Origin of the sequence: uncultured Maricaulis sp. (genome assembly GCF_905480005.1) — a bacterium.
Taxonomy (GTDB): Bacteria; Pseudomonadota; Alphaproteobacteria; order Caulobacterales; family Maricaulaceae; genus Maricaulis.
This window is the reverse complement of the sequence record NZ_CAJQOO010000008.1, coordinates 68,462-93,146: the sequence shown is the minus strand read 5'-3', so window position 1 is coordinate 93,146 and position 24,685 is coordinate 68,462. Positions and strand designations below refer to the sequence as shown.

At 63.0% G+C, this 24,685-nt stretch carries 22 protein-coding genes and 3 tRNA genes; 17 read left to right on the top strand and 8 right to left on the bottom strand.

The genetic code is table 11. The features are described 5' to 3' along the window. Window positions 1-74: 74 nt before the first annotated feature. The 10 genes from QZ266_RS01215 to QZ266_RS01170 all read left to right on the top strand — a co-directional run bounded on the left by QZ266_RS01215 (window position 75) and on the right by QZ266_RS01170 (window position 6,122). Complete coding sequence (locus QZ266_RS01215; RefSeq protein WP_295690902.1) at window positions 75-404, top strand: hypothetical protein; 330 nt, start codon at window positions 75-77, stop codon at window positions 402-404. Window positions 405-458: 54 nt separating this feature from the next. Continuing rightward, window positions 459-1,415 (top strand): class II fructose-bisphosphatase, encoded by a 957-nt coding sequence (gene glpX / locus QZ266_RS01210; protein ID WP_295690901.1) that lies wholly within the window; start codon window positions 459-461, stop codon window positions 1,413-1,415. Between the two features lie 11 nt (window positions 1,416-1,426). Next, window positions 1,427-3,238 carry a single-stranded-DNA-specific exonuclease RecJ gene (recJ, locus tag QZ266_RS01205; protein ID WP_295690899.1) on the top strand — a complete coding sequence of 604 codons (1,812 nt, stop codon included), beginning with the start codon at window positions 1,427-1,429 and terminating at the stop codon, window positions 3,236-3,238. A 67-nt stretch (window positions 3,239-3,305) separates the two neighbouring features. Continuing rightward, a tRNA-Glu gene (locus QZ266_RS01200) sits at window positions 3,306-3,380 on the top strand. Window positions 3,381-3,514: 134 nt separating this feature from the next. Further along, window positions 3,515-4,024, top strand: coding sequence for a 6-carboxytetrahydropterin synthase (locus tag QZ266_RS01195; protein WP_295690896.1), 510 nt, complete (start codon window positions 3,515-3,517; stop codon window positions 4,022-4,024). Between the two features lie 369 nt (window positions 4,025-4,393). Next, a complete protein-coding gene (locus QZ266_RS01190) occupies window positions 4,394-4,882 on the top strand; it encodes a cold-shock protein (protein WP_295690894.1) in 489 nt (162 codons plus the stop codon). A gap of 88 nt (window positions 4,883-4,970) precedes the next feature. Further along, window positions 4,971-5,540, top strand: a complete 570-nt coding sequence (locus QZ266_RS01185; RefSeq protein WP_295690893.1) for a DUF192 domain-containing protein — start codon at window positions 4,971-4,973, stop codon at window positions 5,538-5,540. Window positions 5,541-5,581: 41 nt separating this feature from the next. After that, window positions 5,582-5,658: transfer RNA gene (locus tag QZ266_RS01180), tRNA-Pro, on the top strand. A gap of 59 nt (window positions 5,659-5,717) precedes the next feature. Continuing rightward, on the top strand, window positions 5,718-6,023 hold the full coding sequence (locus tag QZ266_RS01175; RefSeq protein WP_295690890.1) for an ETC complex I subunit: 306 nt from the start codon (window positions 5,718-5,720) through the stop codon (window positions 6,021-6,023). A 22-nt stretch (window positions 6,024-6,045) separates the two neighbouring features. Next, a tRNA-Arg gene (locus QZ266_RS01170) sits at window positions 6,046-6,122 on the top strand. Between the two features lie 61 nt (window positions 6,123-6,183). Here QZ266_RS01170 and metC read toward each other — a convergent pair. The 3 genes from metC to QZ266_RS01155 are packed head-to-tail and all read right to left on the bottom strand — an operon-like array spanning window position 6,184 to window position 9,175. Further along, the gene (metC, locus tag QZ266_RS01165) at window positions 6,184-7,341 is read right to left on the bottom strand and encodes a cystathionine beta-lyase (RefSeq protein ID WP_295690888.1); all 1,158 of its coding nucleotides are present in this window, start codon (window positions 7,339-7,341) and stop codon (window positions 6,184-6,186) included. Then, window positions 7,338-8,168, bottom strand: coding sequence for a sulfurtransferase (locus QZ266_RS01160; RefSeq protein WP_295690885.1), 831 nt, complete (start codon window positions 8,166-8,168; stop codon window positions 7,338-7,340). Before QZ266_RS01160 ends, metC begins: the two co-directional genes overlap by 4 nt. Next, window positions 8,168-9,175: a cysteine synthase A gene (locus tag QZ266_RS01155; RefSeq protein ID WP_366523901.1), complete on the bottom strand. Its 1,008-nt coding sequence runs from the start codon at window positions 9,173-9,175 to the stop codon at window positions 8,168-8,170. The genes QZ266_RS01160 and QZ266_RS01155 overlap by 1 nt, the downstream gene beginning before the upstream one ends. A 119-nt stretch (window positions 9,176-9,294) precedes the next feature. On the opposite strand from QZ266_RS01155, the gene QZ266_RS01150 reads away from it, so the two are divergent. Beyond that, on the top strand, window positions 9,295-9,921 hold the full coding sequence (locus QZ266_RS01150) for a DUF6134 family protein (RefSeq protein WP_295690883.1): 627 nt from the start codon (window positions 9,295-9,297) through the stop codon (window positions 9,919-9,921). Window positions 9,922-9,923: 2 nt separating this feature from the next. On the opposite strand, the gene QZ266_RS01145 is transcribed toward QZ266_RS01150, so the two are convergent. After that, window positions 9,924-11,411 carry a deoxyribodipyrimidine photo-lyase gene (locus tag QZ266_RS01145; RefSeq protein WP_295690881.1) on the bottom strand — a complete coding sequence of 496 codons (1,488 nt, stop codon included), beginning with the start codon at window positions 11,409-11,411 and terminating at the stop codon, window positions 9,924-9,926. A 99-nt stretch (window positions 11,412-11,510) separates the two neighbouring features. Here QZ266_RS01145 and kdsA point away from each other — a divergent pair, with 99 nt between their 5' ends. After that, window positions 11,511-12,359 carry a 3-deoxy-8-phosphooctulonate synthase gene (gene kdsA / locus QZ266_RS01140; protein WP_295690878.1) on the top strand — a complete coding sequence of 283 codons (849 nt, stop codon included), beginning with the start codon at window positions 11,511-11,513 and terminating at the stop codon, window positions 12,357-12,359. Between the two features lie 9 nt (window positions 12,360-12,368). Here the strand turns inward: kdsA and QZ266_RS01135 are convergent, their stop codons facing one another. Beyond that, complete coding sequence (locus tag QZ266_RS01135; protein ID WP_295690875.1) at window positions 12,369-13,571, bottom strand: DUF3089 domain-containing protein; 1,203 nt, start codon at window positions 13,569-13,571, stop codon at window positions 12,369-12,371. A 141-nt stretch (window positions 13,572-13,712) separates the two neighbouring features. Here QZ266_RS01135 and QZ266_RS01130 point away from each other — a divergent pair, with 141 nt between their 5' ends. Beyond that, the gene (locus tag QZ266_RS01130) at window positions 13,713-14,375 is read left to right on the top strand and encodes a DUF502 domain-containing protein (RefSeq protein ID WP_295690872.1); all 663 of its coding nucleotides are present in this window, start codon (window positions 13,713-13,715) and stop codon (window positions 14,373-14,375) included. Here QZ266_RS01130 and recG read toward each other — a convergent pair. Beyond that, window positions 14,372-16,456 (bottom strand): ATP-dependent DNA helicase RecG, encoded by a 2,085-nt coding sequence (recG, locus tag QZ266_RS01125; protein WP_295690870.1) that lies wholly within the window; start codon window positions 16,454-16,456, stop codon window positions 14,372-14,374. The two genes, QZ266_RS01130 and recG, sit on opposite strands and share 4 nt — an antisense overlap. A gap of 76 nt (window positions 16,457-16,532) precedes the next feature. Here recG and QZ266_RS01120 point away from each other — a divergent pair, with 76 nt between their 5' ends. After that, a complete protein-coding gene (locus QZ266_RS01120) occupies window positions 16,533-16,826 on the top strand; it encodes a succinate dehydrogenase assembly factor 2 (RefSeq protein ID WP_295690869.1) in 294 nt (97 codons plus the stop codon). Window positions 16,827-16,879: 53 nt separating this feature from the next. Beyond that, complete coding sequence (gene mfd, locus QZ266_RS01115; RefSeq protein WP_367178193.1) at window positions 16,880-20,368, top strand: transcription-repair coupling factor; 3,489 nt, start codon at window positions 16,880-16,882, stop codon at window positions 20,366-20,368. 63 nt (window positions 20,369-20,431) lie between these two features. Here mfd and QZ266_RS01110 read toward each other — a convergent pair whose 3' ends face one another. Further along, window positions 20,432-21,748: a hypothetical protein gene (locus QZ266_RS01110; RefSeq protein ID WP_295690865.1), complete on the bottom strand. Its 1,317-nt coding sequence runs from the start codon at window positions 21,746-21,748 to the stop codon at window positions 20,432-20,434. A gap of 95 nt (window positions 21,749-21,843) precedes the next feature. On the opposite strand from QZ266_RS01110, the gene QZ266_RS01105 reads away from it, so the two are divergent. Further along, window positions 21,844-22,938: a CaiB/BaiF CoA-transferase family protein gene (locus QZ266_RS01105; protein WP_295690863.1), complete on the top strand. Its 1,095-nt coding sequence runs from the start codon at window positions 21,844-21,846 to the stop codon at window positions 22,936-22,938. A 9-nt stretch (window positions 22,939-22,947) separates the two neighbouring features. Here QZ266_RS01105 and QZ266_RS01100 read toward each other — a convergent pair whose 3' ends face one another. After that, window positions 22,948-24,114: a pentapeptide repeat-containing protein gene (locus QZ266_RS01100; protein WP_295690857.1), complete on the bottom strand. Its 1,167-nt coding sequence runs from the start codon at window positions 24,112-24,114 to the stop codon at window positions 22,948-22,950. A gap of 319 nt (window positions 24,115-24,433) precedes the next feature. Here QZ266_RS01100 and QZ266_RS01095 point away from each other — a divergent pair, with 319 nt between their 5' ends. Further along, the gene (locus QZ266_RS01095; RefSeq protein WP_295690856.1) at window positions 24,434-24,682 is read left to right on the top strand and encodes a hypothetical protein; all 249 of its coding nucleotides are present in this window, start codon (window positions 24,434-24,436) and stop codon (window positions 24,680-24,682) included. Window positions 24,683-24,685 lie beyond the last annotated feature (3 nt).

Below are 24,685 nucleotides of genomic sequence, written 5' to 3'. Positions count from 1 at the left end.
TTGTGATCAACAGGTGACTCAGACCCTTATCAGCGTATAGAAAGCGCGACGCGCGTCCAGCGCGAGGAGAGCCCATGAAACATGTCCTGTTCGTCCTGTGTGTGACGCTCGGTGCTGGCGGCTGCGCCGTGATCGACATGCCGGCGTCCGATGATGCCAATCCGAGCTGGGTTGATGAACGTCTCGCCCGAGCCGGGGATAGACGAGAAGCACCGCCCGTGGTACCGGTAACATCCCTTCCACAGAGCGAAGCGGGGGCCATGGATGCTGCCACGCAGCGCCTGCTCGATGAGCGCGCCGCCATGCAGGCCGAGGCCTTACGCCGCGAAGAGGAAAACCGGCGTGGGGACGCCAGTGATTTTGTGAGTGACGGGCAGGCCCGAACCCAGCCTCCCCAGCAATAGGATCGGCGTAAAGCCGCCCGTTCCGCACCCGGACGGGATGATGAGGAAGACGAAATGAGCGACACGCAAGCCCTGACCAATCTGGCCTTTCAGGCCGTTCGTGCGGCTGAGCACGCAGCCGTGGCAGCCTATGGCTGGATCGGGCGTGGTGAAAAGGAATTGGCGGACCAGGCCGCAGTTGACGCTCTGCGCACGGGCTTGAACGCCATGCCCATGAAGGGGCGGATCGTGATTGGCGAGGGCGAGCGTGACGAAGCGCCAATGCTCTTCATTGGTGAGGAAGTCGGGACGGGCGAAGGCCCCGAGATCGACATCGCACTGGATCCGCTCGAAGGCACGACGCTGACCGCAAAAGGGCAACCCAATGCGCTGGTCCTGGTCTCCTTCGCGCTCCGCGGCGGTCTGCTGCATGCGCCGGATACCTATATGGACAAGATTGCTGTCGGCCCGGGTCTGCCCGCTGGCGTGATCGATCTCGATGCCTCGCCCGCGGATAATGTCCGCAATCTGGCCAAGGCCAAGGGTGTCGACCCATCCGAGATCACCGTCTGTATCCTCGAACGCGAGCGTCACCAGCCCATCATGGATGGTGTGAAATCGGTCGGTGGCCGCATTCGCCTGATCCCCGATGGCGATGTCGCCGGCGGGATGGGGACGGCGGGCCTCGGTGCCGGTGTCGACCTCTATATCGGCCAGGGCGGCGCCCCTGAAGGTGTGCTGCTCGCTTCGGCCCTGCGCTGTATCGGTGGCCAGATGCAGGCGCGTCTCGTCTTCCGCAATGATGATGAACGTGTGCGTGCGGCCCGGACCGGGGTGACGGATCTCGATCGCAAGTATGACGTCGCCGAACTGGCGGCGAGCCATTGCCTTTTCGTCGCCGCCGGCGTCACCGATGGTGATCTGGTCGATGGTGTGCGCAAGGAGGGCGATCTGGTCCACACGCATACGCTTTTGCTCGACTCAGCCGATCATTCCGTCCGCCGTATCCGGTCAGCCCGACCGGCGGCCTGATCGATGGTGTGATGCTCGACGACAATCCGACACAATCCGGCGGCTCATCTCCACTCCTGGGGGTGAGCCGTTCGCTATCCGGCAAACGCTGGAGGCTGCGCGAGGCGGATGAGGGCGAGATTGTCACCATCGCCCGCCAGCAGGGCGTGCCCGACGCGCTCGCGCGGGTCATGGCGGCGAGGGGTATCACCGCGCAAGGCGCAGCGGGCTATCTCGCGCCGCGCTTGCGTGACAGTTTTCCCGATCCCGCCGATTTCGCCGATATGGACAAGGCCGCCCGCCTCGTATGGGAGGCGATCGAGACGGCACGCCCGATGGCGGTATTCGCCGATTACGATGTCGACGGTGCGACCTCGGCCGCTCAACTCATCCGGTATTTCCGGCATTTCGACCATGATGCGGAGATTTACGTGCCTGACCGTGTCGAGGAGGGGTATGGCCCGTCGGGCGAGGCGTTCGACACGCTGAAAGCGCGCGGCGCGGAGCTCGTCATCACGGTGGATTGCGGCGCTGCTGCCCACGCGGCTCTGGAGCATGCGGCGACCATCGATCTCGACGTCATCGTCATCGACCACCATTTGATGGATGCGGCGATGCCGCCCGCCGCGGCGCTGGTCAATCCCAACCGGGCCGACGACAAATCCGGTTGCGGTCATCTCGCGGCTGCCGGGGTAACCTTTGTATTCCTCGCGGCACTCAATCGCGAAGGCCGGCGGCGCGGGACCATCACGCCTGACAATGAGCCCAATCTGCTCGACTGGATCGACCTCGCCGCCCTCGGCACGATCTGTGATGTCGTTCCGCTCACCGGCATTAATCGAGCGATCACCGCCCAGGGCCTGAAGGCGATGACCGGCTGGCGCAATCTCGGTCTGCGAAGCCTGGCCGAAAAGTCGGGCGTGGAAGGTGAGGCGACGACCTATCATGCCGGTTTCCTGATCGGGCCGCGTATCAATGCCGGCGGCCGGGTCGGCAAATCGGATCTCGGCGCGACCCTGCTGACCACCGAGGATGAGGCCGTGGCGCTGCGGATTTCCGATCAACTCGACCGGCTCAACGCCGAGCGTCGCGCCATCGAGGCGGACGTGCTGGACGCTGCCAGCGCCCAGCTAGAAGGCCAGGCATCGGACCGGGCGATCCTGATTGCCGCCGGCGAAGGCTGGCACCCTGGCGTGATCGGCGTTGTGGCCGGCCGGCTGAAGGAACGTTTCGACAAGCCCGTCATCGTTATCGGGATTGATCGCGAAGCGACACCGCCCGTCGGCAAGGGGTCCGGTCGCTCCGTACCCGGCGTAAATCTGGGCGGCGCGATCGCGGCGGCCCGCGAGGCCGGCCTGTTGCTCTCCGGCGGCGGTCACGCCATGGCCGGTGGGCTCAGCGTCGATCCGGACCGGATAACAGAGCTCGTCGCCGATCTCGACACACGTCTGGCGCCCGAACTCGCAGCCGCAGCCGATGCCATGGCGCTGAAGGCCGATGGTGTCTTGTCCGCCTCCGGGCTCACGCTCGACCTCGCACGCACGCTGGAACAGGCGGGTCCTTACGGTCAGGGCAATGCGGAACCGTGCTTTGTCCTGCCAAGGATGCGGGTCAGCTTCGCCAAGCGTGTAGGCACGGATCATGTGCGTTTCACGCTCACCGATATCGACAGCCGCCGGGTCGATGGTATTTGCTTTCGCTGCGCCGATACGCCAATTGGCGAGGCCCTGCTGGCGGCGGGCCCGGACTTGTTCCACGCTTTCGGACGCCTTAAACTGGACAGCTGGCAGGGCCGGGAACGCGTGCAGCTCCACCTGGAAGACCTCGCAACTGCAGCGGAATGATTTTTTGCAGAAATCCCGCTTGCAAGGATGCTCAGGCTTTTCTATACGACGGCCCTCACATCGCTGCGGTCCCTTCGTCTATCGGTTAGGACGCCAGGTTTTCAACCTGGAAAGAGGGGTTCGATTCCCCTAGGGACTGCCACGATGTCCTCCCCATACAGATGATGATGCGAGATCAGCCGGTCGCCATGCCCATTGCGCGGGCAGTCCGGGTTTGCCTCTGCGCGGGGCGCGGGCTATAGGCCCACACCGAAACCGAAAGCGGAGCGTACGGGCATGGCCCATCTGTCGACCAAATCCTATGGCAATGAGCGCGGTCTGTCCTGTTGCTCTCGGCAATGGGCTGCGGACAGCCATTGCGCGCTTCTGCACGGCTATTCCTTCGGCTTCAACTTCGTGTTCGCCGCGGAACAGCTCGACAAGCGGGGCTGGGTGCTGGATTTCGGCAAGGATGGTTTCGGGCCGATCAAGGAGTGGCTGCACGACATGTTCGACCACTCACTCCTGGTCGCGCGCGATGATCCCGAGCGGCCGATGCTTGAAGCGCTCGGCGAGTGCGGCCTGGCCAAGATTCGTCTTGTCGAGGGTACGAGCTGTGAGCGTATGGCCGAGATGGCCTTTCACAAGGCGTCCGAGATCGTGGCCACGGCGACGGGTGGCCGCTGCTGGGTCGAGTCGGTGGAATGTTCTGAGCATGCCTCGAATTCGGCGATCTATCGTTCCGCTGCAGCGGTTGAGCGTCTCGCCCAGACCGAGCGTTTGCAGGTCTCGCTGACCGAAGATTGAGACTCAGCGGTTATCCGGCTCAATTTTCCAGTCAAATTCACGTGTTTTGATGTGTTCACGGAGCATTTCCGAGCCTATGGCCGGATCAAGGTGCATAAAAAATTCGCCTGATACGGGAAAAAATGCACATTACCGAACTGTCATGCTAAGCGCATCAAGTAGCGTGGAGAATTCTACAAAACCACAAGATATAGTAGTTGAAGGGGTGAGAATGGCTCGCACTATCAATATTTAGGTCAGAGCCAATACGGCCCAAAGCCGAATTCATCTTCTCTTAACCTATCAGTTTGTGTAACAACCTTTCGCTCGAGGGTTGTTTAAGCGAGTGACATTATGGTTTTGGCTCACGAAGTGTTTGAAGACACGGAGATGCTTGAGCTCGAAGGCCGGGTGAAGTGGTACGATCCGGCTCGGGGCTATGGGTTTATCGATGCAAGTGACGGGCAGGGGGACATCCTGCTTCATGCGAGCTGCCTCAGGCGGTTCGGGCAAGGTCCGGCGCTTCCCAATGCGAAAGTGCTGTGCAAAGCGGTTCAGGGCGACAAGGGCCGACAGGCGGTCGAACTGGTTGAGATGGTGGGCGGCGATGCCGAAGCCGAGACCCGACCACGACGTTTCCATCCTTATGCCGTTACAAACGCGCCTTTCAGCGAGGCGGTGGTGAAATGGTTCGACGCGCTGCGTGGATACGGATTTGTCACCTGCGACGAGGTCGAGGGTGACGTCTTCCTGCACGCAGCCACTCTGCGGCGCGCGGGGCTGGACGATATCCAGCCCGGTGATCGCCTCGAGGTTCGCTGTGTCGAGGGCCCCAAGGGCGCGCTGGCCGCGGAAATCAAGCCTGCCGGCGCGGCCTGACTATCAAGGGCGGGTGACCTGCGTCGCCCGCCGCTTTCCCTTGCGTTTGACCGTTGCGCGCCCACGGGTGCGCGGTTAGCTTGCGGCCATGCGAAACCTGATCCTCTCCAGCCTTCTGGCTCTTGGTCTGGCCGGCGCCGTTTCGGCCCAGCCCGCCACTCCTCAACCTGCTCTTGACCCGACTGCACAGGATGCGCCGATCATATTCGGTGGTCCCGATGTCGTCCGGATCGACACGGCGAGTGGCGCCAGTCATGTCATCATGGCGGAGATCGCAACGACGCTTGACCAAAAACAGCGCGGGTTGATGTGGCGCGAGAGCATCGAGCCGGGCACGGGCATGCTGTTCGAGTATGCGCCGCCGGAATCAGCCTCCATGTGGATGCGGAACACGCTGGTCGATCTGGATATTGTTTTCATCGATCCGGAGGGCAGGATTGTGAAGATCATTGCCTATGCCCAGGCCGAATCGCTGCGCAGCCTTGCCGCGGAAGCCAGTGTTTCCGGCGTCCTGGAGCTGGGCGCGGGGCAGGCGATCGAGCTGGGACTGCGCCCGGGTGATAGTGTTCACCACGCCATTTTCGGTAATGATGGCGAGCCGGCAGCGGTCGCGGACGATGATGATGCTGCAGAGGAAAGCCCTGTCGAGGCGCAGTAGGCTTGCCTTAATCGGAACGCGCTTACATAAGGGCACTCAGTCGGGGCGTGGCGCAGTCTGGTAGCGCATTCGCTTTGGGAGCGAAGGGTCGCAAGTTCGAATCTTGCCGCCCCGACCATTTGCCGGGCCTTCGCAGGGTCCCGCCCGGCAATGTCGTGATATGATTGGGAGAGACGCATGTTCGCAAAGATCTATCGTCCCGCACGCAATGCGATGCAATCCGGTCGCGGCAAGACCAAAAGATGGGTGCTCGAATTCTCGCCCGAGATGGCCAAGCGCCCCGACCCGCTGATGGGCTGGACCTCGTCCTCCGACATGCGTGGCCAGATCAAGCTGACCTTTGACACCCAGGAAGATGCGGTGGCCTATGCCAAGCGTCAGGGTATTCCGTTCCAGGTCGTCGAGCCGCATGAACCAAAGCGTTACGCGAAATCCTATGCCGATAATTTCTCGGCCGATCGCAAACAGCCCTGGTCGCACTAGGCGCCTCGCCTGACAGTTTTCAGCTTCCGTAGCTCAACCGGATAGAGCGCCCGCCTTCTAAGCGGATGGTTGCAGGTTCGAGTCCTGCCGGAAGCGCCAGCTTTCCTGCGCACGACAACTCACTCCGCGGTCCCGTCCCGAGGGGGCGGGCTCGCCCGGTTCAGCGTATGGCCGCGACAGCTGCGAAACCGCGCTCCAGATCGGCGACCAGGTCTTCGGGGGCTTCGAGACCGATAGAGAGACGGATCAAGGCGCCGTCATGGCTGTGGTCGGTCTTCGTGCGCTTCAATTGCGGATCGCAATGGATGGCGAGGCTTTCATAGCCGCCCCAGGAAAAGCCCATGCCAAAGACTTCCAGCGCGTCCAGGAAACGCTCGGACATCGCCACATCCCAGCCCGGGACCTCAAAGGCGAAGAGCCCGCAGGCACCGGTGAAATCGCGCTGGAAAATGGCATGGTCGGGATGATCCGGGCGGGCCGGGTGTCGAATGGCCCCGACCTCTGATCGGGCGGCGAGCCAGTCGGCGATGGCCAGGCTGCTGGCAGCGCTCCGCTCCATGCGGACCGCCATCGACCGCAGGCCGCGCAAGGCGAGATAGGCATCGTCCGGCCCGGTATGGAAACCGAAGGCGCGCTCTGTGGTTTGCAGTCTCTGGAACAGCGCCTCATCGCGCGCGACGACAGCGCCCATGAGCAGGTCGGAATGCCCGCCCACATATTTGGTCAGTGCCTGGACCGCGTAATCGACGCCAAGCTGAAGCGGCTTGAAAGTCAGCCCGGCGCTCCAGGTATCGTCGATAATTGTGGTGACACCCTTGTCCCGGGCAATTCTTGCGATCGCCGGGACGTCCTGCATTTCCATCGTCAGGGAGCCCGGGCTCTCCAGCAGGATAGCCTGGGTCTTGTCGGTGATCAGGTCCGCGATCTCGGCGCCCATGCGCGGCGCGAAGAAACGGGTCGTGATTCCATAGCGCGACAATTGGGTCAGCAGGAAATTGCGGACCGGCCCGTAGATACAGTCGGCAGCCAAGATTTCCCCGCCAGCCTCGGTCGCGGCAAGGATGGACAGCGTATTGGCCATCAGGCCGGATGAGGTGAGGGCCGAACCCGCTCCCCCCTGCAACTCGGTGAGGGCGGTGCGCAGGGCGTCATGGGTCTCCAGACCCACCCGGCCATAATGCTTGCGGCTTGGCGGAAAGTCGTAGAGTGCGGCGGCCGACGGCGCCAGCATGGTCGATCCGCGCGCTACGGAAGGATTGACCTGTCCGCGCTCATCATGCGGTCGGCCCAGGCGGGTGAGGCGGGTATCGTCTTTCATGGCGCGGCGCGTCCCGTTTCGATTTCGGTGTCGGGACAGCTGCCCCATTCGCTCCAGGATCCGTCATAGACGGCGGAATCGTATCCCAGACAATCCAGTGCCAGCGAAACAATGCAAGCCGTGACCCCAGAGCCGCAGCTCGTGATGGTCGGCCGGTCCGGATCAAATCCGGCTCGCGTGAAGAGCGTTTCGTCGATCCGGAGCTTGCCCTCCGTTGTCAGCAAGGTCGTGTAGGGCAGGTTTCGCGCGCCGAGCATGTGGCCACCGCGCATGTCCGGGCGCGGTTCGGGGATACGCGCCGCAAAACGAGCCTTGCCGCGGGAATCCAGAATCTGGCTCCGCCCGGATTTGACCGCCGCTGCCACACTGTCCCGGTCTGCGAGGCGGGCCGGAATCAAGGCCGCCTCGAAATCACCCTTCGTCCAACGCGATGCTGGCCGGTCTGCGACCGGCCCCGATGCGGCTATCCAGGCCGGCAGACCGCCGTCAAGAACCGCGACACCTTCATGTCCCATGGCCCGGAACATCCACCAGACACGGGCGGCGCTGAACAAGCCGAAACGGTCATAGACGATCAGCCTGCTGGCGCCATTGATGCCAAGCCCGCGGGCGTGTCGGGTAAAATCCGGGGCGGACGGCAACATGTGCGGCAGCGGGTTGGCGGTGTCCTTGACGGTATCAATATCGAATGGACGCGCGCCGGGTATATAGCCTTCGGCGCCATCCTGCGGCCCGGCTGGGAAGGTCCAGCTGGCATCCAGGAAAATGGTGTCAGGGTCGGACAGCCGCGAAATCGCGGCGCCCGCGTGGATCAGGCTTGTGCCCATCAGGCCAGCCAGGCCGGCACGGGCAGGCCTTTTTCGCGCAGGAAATCCGGATTGTAGAGTTTGGATTGATAGCGGGCGCCGTGATCACAAAGGATGGTCACGATCGTATGGCCCGGCCCCAGATCGCGTGCCATGTGCATGGCGCCGGCGATATTGATCCCGGAAGACCCGCCCAGACACAGGCCTTCCTTCTGGGTCAGGTCGAAAATGATCGGCAGGGCCTCTTCATCGCGAATACGATAAGCGCGGTCGACCTGGATGCCCTCGAGATTGGCCGTCACCCGGCTCTGGCCGATCCCTTCCGTGATCGACGTGCCTTCGGCCTTGAGCTCACCATCCTTGAAAAACCCGTAGAGCGCCGCGCCGCCCGGGTCGGCGATTCCGATCTGGACATTCTCCCGCCTGGCCTTCAGGCCGCGGGACAGACCGGCGAGCGTGCCTCCCGATCCAACGGCGCAGATGAAGCCATCCAGCTTGCCGTCGGTCTGGTCCCAGATTTCTTGCGCCGTGGTGGCAGCGTGGAAATCGCGATTGGCGGTATTGTCGAACTGGTTGGCCCAGATAGCCCCATTGGGTTCGCTCTCACTCAGCTCCGCTGCCAGCGTCCCGGAATAGCGAGCATAGTGATTGGGATTGGCGTAGGGCACGGCATCCACTTCGATCAACTCGGCCCCGAGCAATCGAATGGCATCCTTCTTCTCCTTGGACTGGGTGCGTGGAAAGACAATCACCACTCGATAGCCGAGGGCGGCACCAACCAGGGCGAGACCGATCCCGGTATTGCCGGCCGTGCCTTCCACAATCGTGCCGCCAGGGCGCAGCGCACCACTGGCTTCCGCAGCTCGGATAATCCCCAGAGCTGCGCGATCCTTGATGGATCCGCCCGGATTGAGAAACTCCGCCTTGCCGAGGATTTCGCATCCCGTGGCTTTCGAGGCGGCGTTCAATCGTATCAGCGGGGTGTGGCCGATCAGGTCAATAACGCTGCGGGCAGGTTGCACGGGCAAGTCTCCTAGGCTGGGGCTGACCAGTGTCAGTTGGTGTCGCGGATGGAAAAGAAAATGGCAAGGCCTGCAATCCGGATCGTGCTTCAAAGCGTAGTCCAATCATGACCCGCCATACTCCCATGATTCAAGCCATCCCGCTCGCCCTTGCCACGCTCAGCTTTGCGACGCCTGGCGCGCTCGCTGACACGCCAGATGATGTCACTTTCGATGTATTCCGGAACGGTTCGCCCTTTGGCGAACACCGGGTGGAATTCTCCGAGCGACCCGATGGGCGGATGGAAGTCGAGATCGAAATCGGTCTGCGGGTCGGTTTCGGACCGGTGACCGTATTTCGCTACGAGCATGAGTCCGAGGAGGTCTGGGACGGAGGCGAGCTGGTTTCGCTGACGGCCTCGACGCTGAAGGATGGTGACCGCACCCGCTACGCGCTGTCTCGCGATGAAGCGGGGCGCCTGATCTCGCAAGACGGCTGGATCGAGGACCTGGTCCCGTCCAGTCACTGGTCCGGCTATATGGCGGGCCTTCCGGCGGTACTCAACACCGAGACCGGTGAGCCAATGGACGTCACGATCGAGGATCTGGGGATGGACCGGGTCGAGACCGGAAGTGGTCTGATCGACGCCCGCCGCTACCGGATGACCGGCTCTGTCACGGTCGACCTTTGGTATGATGCAGAGGGCCGCTGGGTCGGTTGCGCCTTCTCTATCCGCGACCAGAATATCGTCTACCGCCTTCGCGATAACTGAGTTCAGCTGGTCGCGTCCGCCTCGGCTGCCGCGCTCGAGGCACATTCCTTCATGTGCTGATAAGCGGCGAGAGCGCTCTCACGCCCCTGCTTCAGGTCGACGACCGGGCGCGGATAGGTCTTGCCAAGCGTGACACCGGCCATGGCGAGGATACCATCCGGCTGGTCCCAGGGCGCATGGATCGCTTTGCTGTCGAGCTTGGCCAGCTCCGGAACCCACCGCCGCACATACACCCCGTTCGGGTCGAATTTCACGCCCTGGCTTACCGGATTGAATACCCGAAAGTAGGGGGCCGCATCGGCGCCGGATCCGGCAACCCATTGCCAACTCGCGGCATTCACATTGAGGTCGGCATCGACCAGGGTATCCTCGAACCAGATCATGCCGTCGCGCCAGTGAACGCCGAGATGCTTGATCAGGTAAGACGCGACGATCATGCGCGTGCGGTTGTGCATCCAGCCCGTTTGCCAGAGCTGGCGCATCGCCGCATCGACGATGGGCACGCCGGTCTGGCCGCGCTTCCACGCCTCCAGCCCGTTATTATTCTTGCGCCAGGGAAAATGATCGAACTGGCTGTTGAAGTTCGCCTCTCTCAAATCGCCGAAATGGAATGCGAGATAGATGGCGAAGTCGCGCCAACCCACTTCCGAGAGGAATTTCTCCATCGGTTGGAACGCGCCGCCGCGCTCGGCGTGATCACGGGCACGGTGCCACACGGTTCTCGGCGAAATTTCACCCCAGGCAAAATGCGGCGAAAGGCGTGACGTGCCTTCGCGGTCGGGGCGATCGCGGTCGGTAGGGTAGGCGGCCATGGGGCCGCAGAGGAAGGCGTCGAGTTTCGCGTGGGCGCCGGCCTCGCCAGGTGTCCAGTCCTGGTCAAAGCCACTCGCCCAATTGGGGCGGCTCGGCAACAGACTCCAATCCTCCAGGACCTCGCTTGCGACCTTTTTACCGTTGATCAGCTGCGTGGGGGCCGGCAAGGGCGCGCGCGGATCAAGGTTCCGCAGCGCCGCCTTCCAGAACGGCGTGAAAACGCGATAGGGCTTGTCCGATCCATTGAGATGGGAAGCCGGGTCGATGAGTGTGCTGCCCCGAAATGTGCGGGGCCTGATCCCCGAACGCTCAAGCTGGCGGGCGAAGCGTCTGTCGCGCGCATCAATCTCGGGCCGGTCGGCGCGGTTCCAGTAGATCTCGCCGCATGATGCTTCGCGAGCCAGGGCCGGCAAGATCTCGGCCGGGTCACCGCTGCGCAGGACCAGGCGCGCGCCGCGGGCCGACAAGTCCTCGGCGAGGCGTTCGAGGGAGTGGTGCAGCCACCAGCGTGCCGCGGCGCCCGGGGCTGTTGCAGTCTCGCCCCCGGTTTCATGGATGAAAACGCAGACAAGCTTGTGCCCGCTGCGAACTGCGGCATGAAGCGCCGGATTATCAAGGACCCGAAGGTCTCGCCGAAACCAGACGAGGGCGGTATCGGTGGCGCTGGAACTTGCCATTCTTGTCCTGTCGCTCAATAAGGGCCTTGTCTCGCTACGTCATCGATCCGATATCGGATCAGTCGAGCGACAGCATTCGCGTCCACAAGGAGAGCCCGCGTGAGCCAGGTCAATTCCGTCATTTCCATCCCGCGTCCCGGTCGCAATCCGATCGAGATCGGCAATGACCGCAAACTCACGATGATTGCGGGCCCGTGCCAGCTCGAAAGCCGCCAGCATGGGCTGGAAGTTTCGGCCCAATTGCGTGAGATCGCCGATCGTCTGGATGTCGGCCTGATCTACAAGACCTCCTTCGACAAGGCGAACCGCACCAGTATCAAGGCGCAACGCGGCCTCGGCCTTGAGGCTTCACTCCCGGTCTTTGCAGAGATCCGCGAGACGAGCGGACTGCCAGTGCTGACGGATGTGCATTCCGAAGAGCAGGCGCGTATCGCCGCGCAGGCAGTCGACATTCTCCAGATCCCGGCCTTCCTCTGCCGTCAGACCGACCTCTTGATTGCGGCGGCCGAGACCGGCAAGCCGATCAACGTCAAGAAGGGCCAATTCCTGGCACCCTGGGACATGAAAAATGTGATCGAGAAGATCGCGGCAGCGGGCAATCCCAACATCATGGCGTGTGAGCGCGGCGCCAGCTTTGGCTATAACACGCTGGTATCGGACATGCGCTCGCTGCCGATCATGGCGCAGTTCGGCGCACCGGTGGTCTTCGATGCGACCCACTCGGTCCAGCAGCCCGGCGGTCAAGGCGCGTCTTCGGGCGGCCAGCGCGAATTTGTCCCCACCCTGGCCCGCGCAGCGGTGTCGATCGGTGTCGCGGCTGTGTTCATGGAAACGCATCCGGATCCCGACAATGCGCCATCCGACGGACCGAATATGGTGCCGCTTGATCAGTTCGAGGCTCTGGTGAAGCGCCTGCTGGAATTCGACGCCCTCGCGAAAGGGCTGTAGCCAGCCGGCTCAGAACTCGCGTCGGTCCGGGATCGGAACAACCGGCGCATCCTCGACATCCTCGACAATCTCGAGAGGCGGCGCCCAGCGACGTTCTTCCTGCAGGATACTGATCAGCGTAAAGGCGCGTTGCGCCGCATCCAGGCGCAGGTCCTCGTAGAAGAGGTTGAAGGGCGGCTCCCTGAAGTCCTCGGCCAGGCGATTCGGCCTTTGCAGGTCGCGGTGACGGGGCTCGTCGACAAATAGTATCCCGTCGGCGCACTGGGCGCCTGTCTGTCCGGGGATCGGCGCGGGCGTCGTATCCGGCGGCAAGCCTTCAGCGGCCACACCGCCGCGATGCTGACGCGCCGAGGCATATTCACTGGTCCGGGTGCCCAGGACCGGATTGATGCACAACAGGCCCCGTCCTTCCACAAAGGCGAGATTGCGATCCGGGGTCCAGCTCATCGTGCGTTCGGTAAGAATGCGGATCCGGTCAGATTCCTCTGTCTGTGCATAGGAATAGGCAAAGACGCAGCGAACATCCTCCGCCGTTTCACAAGGCGGGATGTCGGCAAGCGCATCGGAGAACAAGTCGAGCGGGACGGGTGCGTCAATGATATAGGCCGCCACCAATCGACTGCGGAGCGTTTCGTCCTGCGCAAAGCGGTCGATCAACAAGCCGAGCGCGTGAAACCCGCCCTGACCGACGCCAGAGAGAATGATTGGACGATCAGGACCGATGTCTTCCAGAAAAGCGTCGAAGGCCCGCGCGACATCCTCATGGGCAAACAGGCGGGCCTGGACGCTGTCCTCCCGGTTATTCATGAAGGCATAGAGCGCGGCCTGCCGGTAGCGTGGCGCGAACAGGACGCCGGAACGCGCGAAGGGGGCCGCGTAATTGGGCAGGGCGATGTCGATGACCTGGCGATTTGCGCTTTCCTTGTCGAGCGCGCCATTCCAGTTGGCACCGCCGGAATAGGTGGTCGGATGGACGAAGAAGACGGCGGCTTCCTCAGGATCGCTGAAATCGCCCCGCGCGAACCAGGCGTCCGCTGCGGCGTAGTCTGCCGGCGGGGGCGGGCTATAGGTCTGGAACGGTTCGCCGGGGTCCTGGAATGTCTGGAAAATCTGGTCGCGCAGCAACCAGCCAGCGAGAGCTGCAACGACCAAGAGGCCGAGACTCCCGGCGACGACCATCCAGCGCGCGATCGAGATCGGATTGGCGAGCATGTCGAGGCTTTTCCTTGTAACGCGAACTGTGTGTGAAGATCGTGCAGCGGCGATTGGCGACCGATTTGGCTTACCCTATGCTGACACGGCTGCCGGGGGGTAGTGTTTACGCCGATCCGGCGTCATCTGGACGGGAGCGCCATGTTTCGCTGGCTTCGCAACAGTTTCCTCACCGGTATTGTGATCGCCACGCCACTGGGCGTGACCTTCTATCTCATCGTGTCATTCGTCGGCTTCGTCGACAATGTGGTCAAGCCCCTGATCCCGGCCCGCTATAATCCGGAAACCTATCTGCCGGCGGATTTCACCATTCCCGGACTTGGGGTTCTGATCGCGGTCATCCTGCTGACGGCCCTTGGCGCACTGGCGGCGAATATCTTCGGCCGAACCCTGATCGGGATTGGCGACCGCATTCTCAATGGTGTTCCGCTGGTCCGGAATGTCTATGGCGCGCTGAAACAGATCATGGAAACGGTGTTCTCCGGAAAGGCCAATTCCTTCAAGGAAGTGGTGCTGATCGAATACCCGATGAAAGGTCTTTATGTCGTGGCTTTCGTGTCGGCCGAAGGGCAGGGCGATCTCAAGCACAAGATTTCCGATGACGTGGTGGCACTTTTCGTCCCGACCACACCCAATCCGACATCGGGCTTCCTGCTCTATACGCCGCGAGCCAATACGATCCATGTCGACATGACGGTGGAGGAAGCGGCCAAGCTGATCATTTCCTTTGGAATGGTCACGCCTGACAAGCTGCCCGATGAGGTCCGGGCGAAGTTGCCGGACGAAATCACCAAACCGCACTAGCCCGAGCGAAGGAAGCGAACGCCCTGGTCATGATCGAACAGGTAAAGGAGGGTGCGCAGCGCATCGCCCCTTTCACCCTTGAGTTCGGGATCCTGGTGAACGATCAGGCGGGCATGATCATTGGCAATCTCGATCAGGGCCGCATGTTGCTCGATATCGGCAAGCCTGAACTCCGGTAGCCCGCTTTGACGCAAACCAAGCGGGTCGCCGGCCCCGCGCAAGCGCCAGTCCTCTTCTGCGATCCGGAAACCGTCATCCGTCTCGCGCATCATCTCAAGACGGGCCCGGGCTGTATCGCCGAGGGGCCCCTTGTAGAGCAGAAGGCAGGATGAGGGCTTTTCACCCCGCCCGACCCGACCGCGCAACTGATGCAGCTGGGCGAGCCCGAAACGCTCGGCATGCTCGATGATCATGACTGTGGCATCCGGCGCATCGACGCCCACTTCAATGACCGTGGTGGCGACCAGGATATCCATTTTGCCAGCCCTGAAGGCGGTTGCGACGGCTTCTTTCTCGGCGGGCTTCATGCGGCCATGCAGCAGGCCGACCCGGTCATCGCCGAGGGCGGCGCGCAAATGCCGCCAGCGATCCTCGGCCGCAGACAGCTCCGACATCTCGCTTTCCTCAACCAGCGGGCAGACCCAGTAAACCCGATCTCCGCGACCGATTGCCCGGCGTACGCCTTCGACGACTTCATCCAGCCGGTCCATTGATGCCAGGCGCGTTTCTGGCGGGATGCGGCCGGCCGGCTTTTCATCCAGCCGGGAGACATCCAGGTCGCCATATACCGCGAGCGAAAGCGTGCGCGGGATTGGCGTCGCAGTCATGACAAGCGTGTCGGGGCGTTGCCCCTTGGATGTCAGTCGCAGGCGATCAGAGACGCCGAAGCGGTGCTGCTCGTCGATCACGACAAGGCCGAGATCCGCGAACTCGATCCCGTCCTGGAAGAGGGCATGCGTGCCGCAGACAATATCCACATGGCCCTGCGACATGCGCTCGAGCAGGGCGGCACGTGTTTTTCCCTTGTCGCGCCCGGTCAGCGCGATGACGGAGAGCCCTGCCGGCTCCAGCATCTCGGTCAGGGTTCTGGCATGCTGGCGCGCGAGGATTTCAGTGGGTGCCATGATCGCGGTCTGCACTCCGGCGCCCGCGGCCTGGGCTGCGGCGAGGGCGGCAACGAATGTCTTGCCCGCTCCGACATCACCATGGAGGAGGCGCGTCATGCGGGCGTCGGAGACCATGTCGCGACGGATGTCCTCGAAGGCCCGCATCTGGGCGCCGGTCGGTTTGAACGGCGCCGTGGCAAGGAGTTTGTCGACGGCCTCCGATGACCCCGCCAACGCGCGACCGGATTGGGCACGTCGGCTTGCCCGGACAATTTGCAGGGCCAGCTGGCGGGCAAAGATCTCATCAAAGGCGAGGCGTTCACGTTCCGGGGCGTCCGCCTCGAGTGAGCGTGCCGATTCCGGCGCGTGCAGGGCTTTCAGGGCCGGTTTGAAGGCTGGCCAGGCGTGCTGGTCGTAGACATCCGTCGGGATCCACTCGGGAAGCGTGGGCAGGAGTGTGAGCGCGCCATCGATGGCACGCCGCATGACCTTGGCGGTCAGCCCCGCGGTGAGCGGATAGACCGGCTCGATGAGCGCCATCTCTCCCGCGGCCTCTTCCGTGACCACCAGATCCGGGTGCACGATCTGGATTTCCGACCCGAAACGCTCTGCCTTGCCGGAAATCACCCGCGTCTCGCCCTCGGGCAGGAGCTTGGACAGGTAGTCACGTCGCGCGTGAAAGAAAATCAGGTGGAGGAAACCGGTCTCATCGCGGCATCGCACCTTGTAGGGCTGGCCCTGGCGCTGGGCCGGGATATGGGTTTCCACGATCACGGTCAGCGTGACGATTTCACCGGTCGGCGCGTCCATGATCGGGACCCGCCGGGTCCGGTCGACCAGCCCCGTTGGCGGTGTGAAAAGGACATCACGGATCCGACTGCCGCAAACTTTCTCGACCAGGGTCGCGAGCCTCGGACCGATTCCGGGCAGTTTGGTGACGTCCTGGAAGAGCGGAAAGAGAATCTCTGGGCGCATGATCTGCACCTTATCGGCAAGTTGTGCGGCTGCCACCGGTCGACGGCGGCGATAGGGAGGACTATATGCCCGGGTTATGAGTGATGACATTGAAACACAGCGCAAGAAACTGCGCATTCGTGCCTGGCGCCGCGGCTTCAAGGAAGCCGATCTGATCCTGGGCCGGTTTGCCGACTCTCATCTGGCCGAGCTCGGTCCGCAGGCGCTGAATGATTTTGAGCGTCTGCTGGATGAGCCGGACGCGGATATCTATGCCTGGATCATTGGCAAGCAGCCGACACCGCCCCAGTTCGACACCTCCGTCATGACCGCCCTGAAGGGCTTCCGCGTGGATGCGGATGCCGCGTTCGGCGACGGCCCCAAGCAATAAGCGCAAGGACAGTCCCTGTGGCAGCGACGACGACCGGCGTGTCTGAGACCGAAATGATTGCGGCAGTGCACGGTCAGGCGACTGTCTGTGGGGCGCCGGAAGGGCTTGATGCGCTCGTCTTTGCCGACACGGCCCGCCTGCGCGGCGGTGTGAATGTCTTCATTGCCCGCGATGATTCGCGCGCGGCGGCCTTCGTTTCGGCGCTGCAATTCTTCGCGCCCGATATCGAACTCCTGCGTCTGCCGGCTTGGGATTGCCAGCCCTATGACAGAATTTCGCCCAGCCCGCGTGTGGCTGCGCGCCGGGCAGCGACGCTGGCAAGACTGTCTTCGGGAGATCTTGGCACCGCGACACTGGTCGTCACCACCATAAACGCGATGGCGCAGCGCTGCCCGCCGCGCGCGGTTCTCGAAAGCGCCGGCATTGCCGTCAAGTCCGGCCGAAGCGTCGATCTGGATGACCTCATCCAACATTTCACGGTCAATGGTTATGCCCGTACGGCCACCGTGATGGAGCCAGGCGATTTCGCCGTTCGTGGCGGTGTGGTTGATGTCTATCCGCCTGGCGCTGAGGAGCCGGTTCGCCTCGACTTCTTTGGTGACACGCTTGAATCCATCCGGGCCTTTGACCCGGAGACCCAGCGTTCCCTGCGTCAGCTCAAGGCGATCGAGTTCACGCCGGTGAGTGAAGTCCTGCTCGACGAGGCGAGTATCTCGCGCTTCCGTTCTGGTTTCGTGAAAACCTTCGGGGCCGTACAGGGCGGAGACCCGGTCTATGAAGCTGTCAGCGCCGGTGCCCGTCCGGCCGGTGTCGAACACTGGATGCCGCTTTTCTACGAGCAGCTGGACACGCCCTTCGACTATTTGCCCGCCGGAGCGCTGGTCGCGATCGATCATCTCGCCGATGAAGCGCTGGACGAGCGGCTGAGTCAGGTTGCAGACTATTATGAGGCCCGGATCGTGGCGGGCGAGGCGCGTCACGAATCCGCGCTGTCGGCGCCAACCTATCGCGCCCTGCCAGCCGATGCGCTTTACTTCACCGAGGCGAACTGGACAGGCGCGCTGGCTGATCGCCCGGTTCGCCGCTTTACCGCCTTCCGCGAACCAGGCCCGCAAACGATTGATATCGGGGGCAAGCAGGGGCGCGGCTTTGCGGCGGAACGCATGGCCGAGAACACCAATGTCTTCGATGCGGTTGCCAGCCATATCAAGGCGCTGACCCGTTCAGGCAAGACAGTCATGCTGGCCTCCTGGACCGGCGGCGCCTCGGATCGTCTGGCGAGTGTTCTCGGTGAGCACGGTTTGAACGGCATTCCCCTGATGGACAGCTGGACGTCGGTACCGGCAGACGGGAAGGGCGGCATTTGCCGCGCAATTCTGCCGCTCGAGCGCGGGTTCGAAACCGAGACTCTGGCGGTGCTGTCCGAGCAGGACATATTGGGCGACCGGCTCGCCCGTCCCCGCAAGAAGCGTCGATCCGCCGACATCATCGTCGAGGCCGGTTCGCTTTCGCCAGGCGATCTGGTCATTCATGCCGATCATGGCCTGGGTCGATTCATCGGGCTGAAAACGTTGCCCGTCCAGGATGCGCCGCACGACTGTATCGAGCTGGAATATGCCGGTCAGGCCAAGCTCTACTTGCCGGTCGAGAATATCGAGCTGCTGTCACGCTATGGCGCTGAGTCCGAGACCGCGCAGCTCGACAAGCTGGGCGGCGTGGCCTGGCAGGCGCGCAAGGCCAAGGCCAAGAAGCGCTTGCGCGATATGGCGGACCAGTTGATCAAGATTGCGGCCGAGCGCCTGGCGCGCAAGGCGGACCCGATTGAAGCGTCGAGCGGGATTTATGACGAATTCTGCTCCGCCTTTCCCTATCCGGAAACCGATGACCAGCTGAACGCGATCGATGATGTCTTCTCCGACCTCGCCAAGGGCCGGCCGATGGACCGCCTGATCTGCGGTGATGTCGGTTTCGGCAAGACTGAAGTCGCGCTGCGTTCGGCCTTTGTGGTCGCGATGAGTGGCCAGCAGGTGGCGATTGTCGCGCCGACGACTTTGCTGGCGCGTCAGCACTACAAGACGTTCACGGACCGTTTCAGAGGCTGGCCGGTCAAGGTCCGGCTTTTGTCCCGTCTCGTTTCTGCGAAGGAAGCCAAGGCGACCCGGGACGAGCTTGCTGACGGCAAGGTCGAAATCGTGGTGGGCACCCACGCGCTTTTGGCCAAGACCGTCAAATTCTCGGATCTCGGCCTGCTTGTGGTCGATGAGGAGCAGCATTTCGGGGTGAAGCACAAAGAGCGTCTGAAGGAGCTGCGGTCGGACGTGCATGTGCTGACCCTCACGGCGACACCGATCCCGCGGACGCTCCAGCTGGCGCTGACGGGTATCCGGGACCTCTCCATCATCGCGACGCCGCCAGTCGACCGCCTGGCCGTCCGCACCTATGTCGCCCCCTTCGACCCTGTCAGTGTCCGGGAGGCTTTGCTGCGAGAGAAATATCGCGGCGGGCAGGCTTTCTTCGTCGTGCCCCGGATCTCGGACCTGGAAGAAACCGTCTCCTTCCTGCGGGAGAGCGTGCCGGAAGTGACCTTCGTTTCGGCGCATGGCCAGATGGCGGCGTCACAACTCGAAGACATCATGACGGCCTTCTATGAAGGTCGATATGATGTGCTCCTGTCGACCACCATCGTTGAGTCCGGGATCGACATCCCCACCGCGAACACGCTCATCGTGCACCGCGCCGATCGTTTCGGCCTGTCCCAGCTGTATCAGTTGCGTGGCCGGGTCGGTCGTTCGAAGACACGCGCATATGCCTATCTCACCACGCCCATTCGGCAGACGATCACGGACAGTGCGGAAAAGCGCCTGAAGGTCATGCAGTCGCTGGATTCCCTGGGAGCCGGTTTCACCCTGGCCTCCCATGACCTGGACCTGCGTGGCGGCGGTAATCTGCTTGGCGAAGAACAATCCGGCCATATCAAGGATGTCGGCGTCGAGCTTTACCAGTCCATGCTGGAAGAAGCGGTCGCGTCCCTGCGCTCCGGGGGCAGCGAGGAAGACGAAGGCGAATGGTCGCCGCAGATCAATGCCGGCGGTGCGGTGCTGATCCCCGACCATTACGTCCCGGATCTGGATGTCCGCCTGCAGCTCTATCGTCGCCTTTCATCGCTGGACAGCAAGACAGAGCGCGAAGCGTATGCTGCCGAACTGATCGACCGTTTCGGTCCGCTCCCGAGCGAAGTGGAGACACTGCTTCGTGTGGTCGCGGTCAAGGCGCTGTGCAAACGCGCCGGTGTCGAAAAAGTGGATGCAGGTCCCAAAGGGGCCGTCATCCACTTCCGCAATGACAGGTTCGCGGACCCACCTGGCTTGATAGCGCACATCTCCGCCAATCCGGCCCTGTTCAAGGTGCGTCCGGATCACAAGCTGGTTCTGCGTGCGGAATGGGATGAACCGGAAGATCGCTTGCGCGCCATCGAACGCGCCATGGCGCCCCTGGCCGACCTGTCCATGAAGGCAAAATCAGTAAACCAGACAACGGCTTAGCCAAGCATCTTAGCCTTGTAGGCGAATGGAATTTTGCGGAATGTAAGCCGAAAGAGGTGCCGGTCAGGCGCTGGCAATCACCGGTGTGGGCCGTATCAGGCAGCGGCGTGCGCGCTCGATGAGCGCATCGGCCGTTTCTCCCGGTCGTGTCTGAACCGGCGCAGCCCGTACGCTCAGACGGAAGGGGCGAAGCGGGTCGTCGCTCTCGAAGGCGGTGCATTCTGCTATGGCCGCCACGCGGGCGGCCACGCAATCGATCCCGACCGCATTGGTGAACGGGAGGACTCCGAGAAAGACGTCCGCATCGAAACGGGCGGCTGCATCTTCGGTACGCAGGAGATGGCGCAGCATGGCGGCAAATTGCCGACGGGCCTTCTCGGCCGAGACGTCGTCAGGGCGCTCACTGCCCTCGGGCAGCATGACCTGTAGGGCAATCATCGAGAAACTCAGCTCGTCGCGCGCGCTCGCCTGGAGCAGGTCCTCGACATGGGCTGTGAGATAGGCCGCATGAAAGAGCCCGGTTTCGATGTCCAGCGACCGCGTATCGCGGCAGGATTCCAGGATTGCCTTCGCTTCACGGCGACGGCGACGTTCGTCTGTCAGCGTCAGGACACGTTCGCGCAGTTCGTCATCATCGGTACCGGGCGGCAGCAGATCGGAGACCCCGCGTGCGAAGGCCTCCTCGGCCGCCGTCGAGTCGACATCATCGGTCAGGAGCAATACCGGCGTGTGATAGAGCCGGGCATTGCGGCGCATGGCCGAGGAAATCGTGAAGGCGATATCGCGCTTGTCGGCTGCGTTCAGTACGACGGCGTCAAAGGGGCGCTCGTGCAGGTAGTCGAAGGCGGAATAGGACGAAAAGGCCGCAACAATATCGGCACCGACCGACGCCAGCGTGTGTTGCAGGGCCATGAAGCGAGGCGAAGCGTCGCCGACATAGAGCACGCAGGCCGGCTGGTCCTGACGTTCCACCAGACCGGGTTTCTGGCCGTAGAGCGCGCTGACCTCGGTTCGGCGACGGGCAATGATTTCCATTGTGTGGAGGCGGAACAGGGCGCGTATCCGGGCCGCGATCTGGACCGCCGGCGCGGGCTCGCGGATCCATGCGTCGACCTGGCTGGGCGAGCCAACATTGTCGGGACCCACGACGAGCAGGGGCCGTTCGCCGGGCGCGAAGCGGTGAAAAGCCTTTATGCCATCTTCGACATCGCGGTCACATTCGGCGAGGATGATGCCAACCGCCCAGTCGTGATGGCGACGGGCTGGCGGGCTGTCCGCGCGGACGAGACGGGACTTCAATGACAGGTTTCCGAGCTGTTCGCTCAGGGAGTCCACGCGTTCGGACAAGCCAAATACCAGCACGTCGAGTTCGCGTCCCATTCGTCCCCCAGTCATCGTCGCCGGTCCTCCGGTATTCCGTGAGATTGCCACAAGTGCCACGCTTTCACGAAGATTGATTCGCGAGGTGATCCCCCATGAAAGCCCAAGGTCCTCTAAAAGGCGTTAAAGTGCTCGAGTTTGTTGGCCTGGGACCCGCGCCATTCTGCGGCATGATGCTGTCTGATATGGGCGCAGATGTCGTCCGTATCGACCGCCCCGGTGCGCATGGTGGCGGCGCGGCCGATGTCCTCGCGCGGGGCCGGCGGTCCATCGCTCTCAATCTGAAGGATGAGGCGGACCTGGAAACGGCGCGCCGCCTGATCGCGAGCGCAAACATCTTGCTGGAGGGCTATCGCCCGGGTGTCATGGAGCGTCTGGGCCTGGGGCCGGATATCGCGCTGACGCGCAACCCGGCGCTCGTTTATGGCCGCATGACCGGTTGGGGGCAGTATGGCCCGCTCGCCCACGCCGCCGGCCATGACCTCAATTATATAGCCTTGACCGGGGCTTTGAGCGCAATCGGTGATCGCGAAAAACCGGCCATCCCCCTCAATCTCGTGGGTGATTTCGGGGGTGGGGCCATGTATCTCGGCTTCGGTGTCCTGGCGGCGCTTCATCATGCCCGGGCCAGCGGTGAAGGCCAGGTTGTGGACGCGGCCATTGTCGACGGCGCGACCTCCCTGATGGCATCGCAGTTTCAGCTTGCCGCGTTCGGCCTTTGGTCGCCCGAGCGGGGTAGGAATCTGCTCGACGGCGCGGCACATTTTTACAGCGTCTATGAGTGCGCCGATGGCGGCTTCATTTCCGTGGGGCCGCTCGAACCGGAGTTCTACGCGCTTCTGTGCGAGAAGACCGGTTTTGACGGCCAGACCTGGCCAGCCGACTGGAGCGGCAAGGGGTGGCCGAACGCCAAGGCTGCCATGGCGGACATGTTCAAGAGCCAGTCTCGCGACCATTGGTGCGCGCTGCTGGAAGGGTCGGATGCCTGTTTCGCACCGGTGCTGGACTATGAAGAAGCGGCGCGGCATCCCCACATGGTCGAGCGTGCGGTGCATGCCGAACTGGATGGCGTTCGACAACCTGCGCCTGCTCCCAGATTCTCGGTCACTCCGGGTGCGATTCAGGGCCCCGCCGCGGTGCCGGGAGCCGATCAGGATGCAGTTCTGAGCGACTGGCTGAGCGAGACCTGACGCGTCGTTTCAGCGTCGGGCATGCTCTGTGTCGAGCCCGTCCGTTCTTGCCGTCGAGAGGTCGCAATCGCGGAGATCAGCATAGCGCAATCGTGCGCCGGCGAGATTGACCGGGATCTGGCGATCCGCACCCAGGCTGAGCGGCCCGAGAATGGCGCCTCGCAGGTCGGCATGGGCGAGATTGGCGCCCGTCAGGTCGGCTCCGCGCAAATCTGCACCCCTCAGATCGCATCGACGCAGATCGGCGCCGGTCAGGCGGGCGCCCTGCAATTCGGCTTCGCGCATGTTGAGCCCGGCAAAATTGGCGCGCACGGCCTGAAGCGCGGTCAGTGCAGCGCCTGTGAGTGGTTCAACGCCGCGAAGGTCGAGCCCGTCCAGCCGTGCCGGCTTGCCCTCCTTGCCACCGGTCCTGACCCGTTTCGCATGATCGTCCAGGCGCTGCTGCGGCGTGCGTGGATCCGTGTCGGGCCCCAGGGCTGGCAGGTCGGTCTCGTCCGGCAGGATCCCGGTCAGCAGTCCCTTTGTCGTGGCCATCGTGATGTCCGCGGCCTGTTCGTCGCAATTGCGGAAGTCGGCATCGGTCAGATTCGCACTGCCAAATCCGGTGCCGCTGAAGATCGCGTTGACGAAAACCGCGCCCTCGAGATCGGCCCGGTTGAATCGGGCGGCGGACAGGCTGGTCTCGTCAAACCGGGCACCGCGGGCGCTGACGCCAGCGAGCCGCGCTCGGTCGAGGACAGATCCGGCAAGGCTGGCCTTGTCCAGGCGAGTGATTTTCGACGCGGCGCTGCCGCGGCTCCCCGATGGTGCGGGCAGGGCGTATTCCCGGAAGTCCGCGCCCGCGCATCGGGCGGCGCTCATGTCCGCATCCGTGAGGTCGCAGCCGCGAAGGTCCGCGCCATCAAGCTGGCATCGGACCAGGGTCGCGCCGGTCAGCGATGCGCCGGACAAACGCGCCCCCCGCAGGTCGGCATCGGTCAGATCACACGCATCGAGGCGGGCCTCACTGAGATTGGCGTCACGCAAATCGCGTTCGGTCAGGCTCAGGCCTGACAGATCGGCACCGGCCAGGTTGGCCAGATGCCCGCCATCCTTGCCTTCAAGCAGGCGACGGTGCGCGTCGCAAATGCGATCAAGCGCAGATTGATCGATCGGGGACGGGGCAGTTTGAGACAAGTGCGGACCGGTTCGGAATAGAGGATTACTGGGTGAATTCGGTACAGAATAGACGAGCGGAGGCCGTTCAGGAAAGCGTTCATGTCGGGTTCAGGGCGTATACCGCATCTTCAATCTCGAGGTCAGCGGACAACCTTCTCAGTCCCTCGCTCGTACGCTGGACTCAATATCGTAAAGATAGCCCCCGAAACGCCGGTCACCCCCAATGACCGGCGTTTCTTTTTGCGTCTCAGGTTCGCCTGCCTGGGGGTGACAGGTTTTGTCCTGCCAGCCCGTCATTGTGATCCTCAACGAAGCGATACGCGATGGAGAGATCAGAATGGCGATTGCAATCAATGCTTATGTCGACGGTGTCAGCGGCCTGCGCAATGTGGTGCCTCACCGTTTTCGGGACGGCTTTTACCGGATGCAACGTCCCGGCGACGAGATCGACTGCCTCCATGTCGAGGATCTGCGCTCGGTCTGTCGTTATCTCAACAAGGGATATCAGCTGGCCATGAGCACGGCGGACGGCCATTCCATGCCGTCCTGGCAGAAGCCTGAAAGCGTCCGCATCGCCATTCGCTGAGAG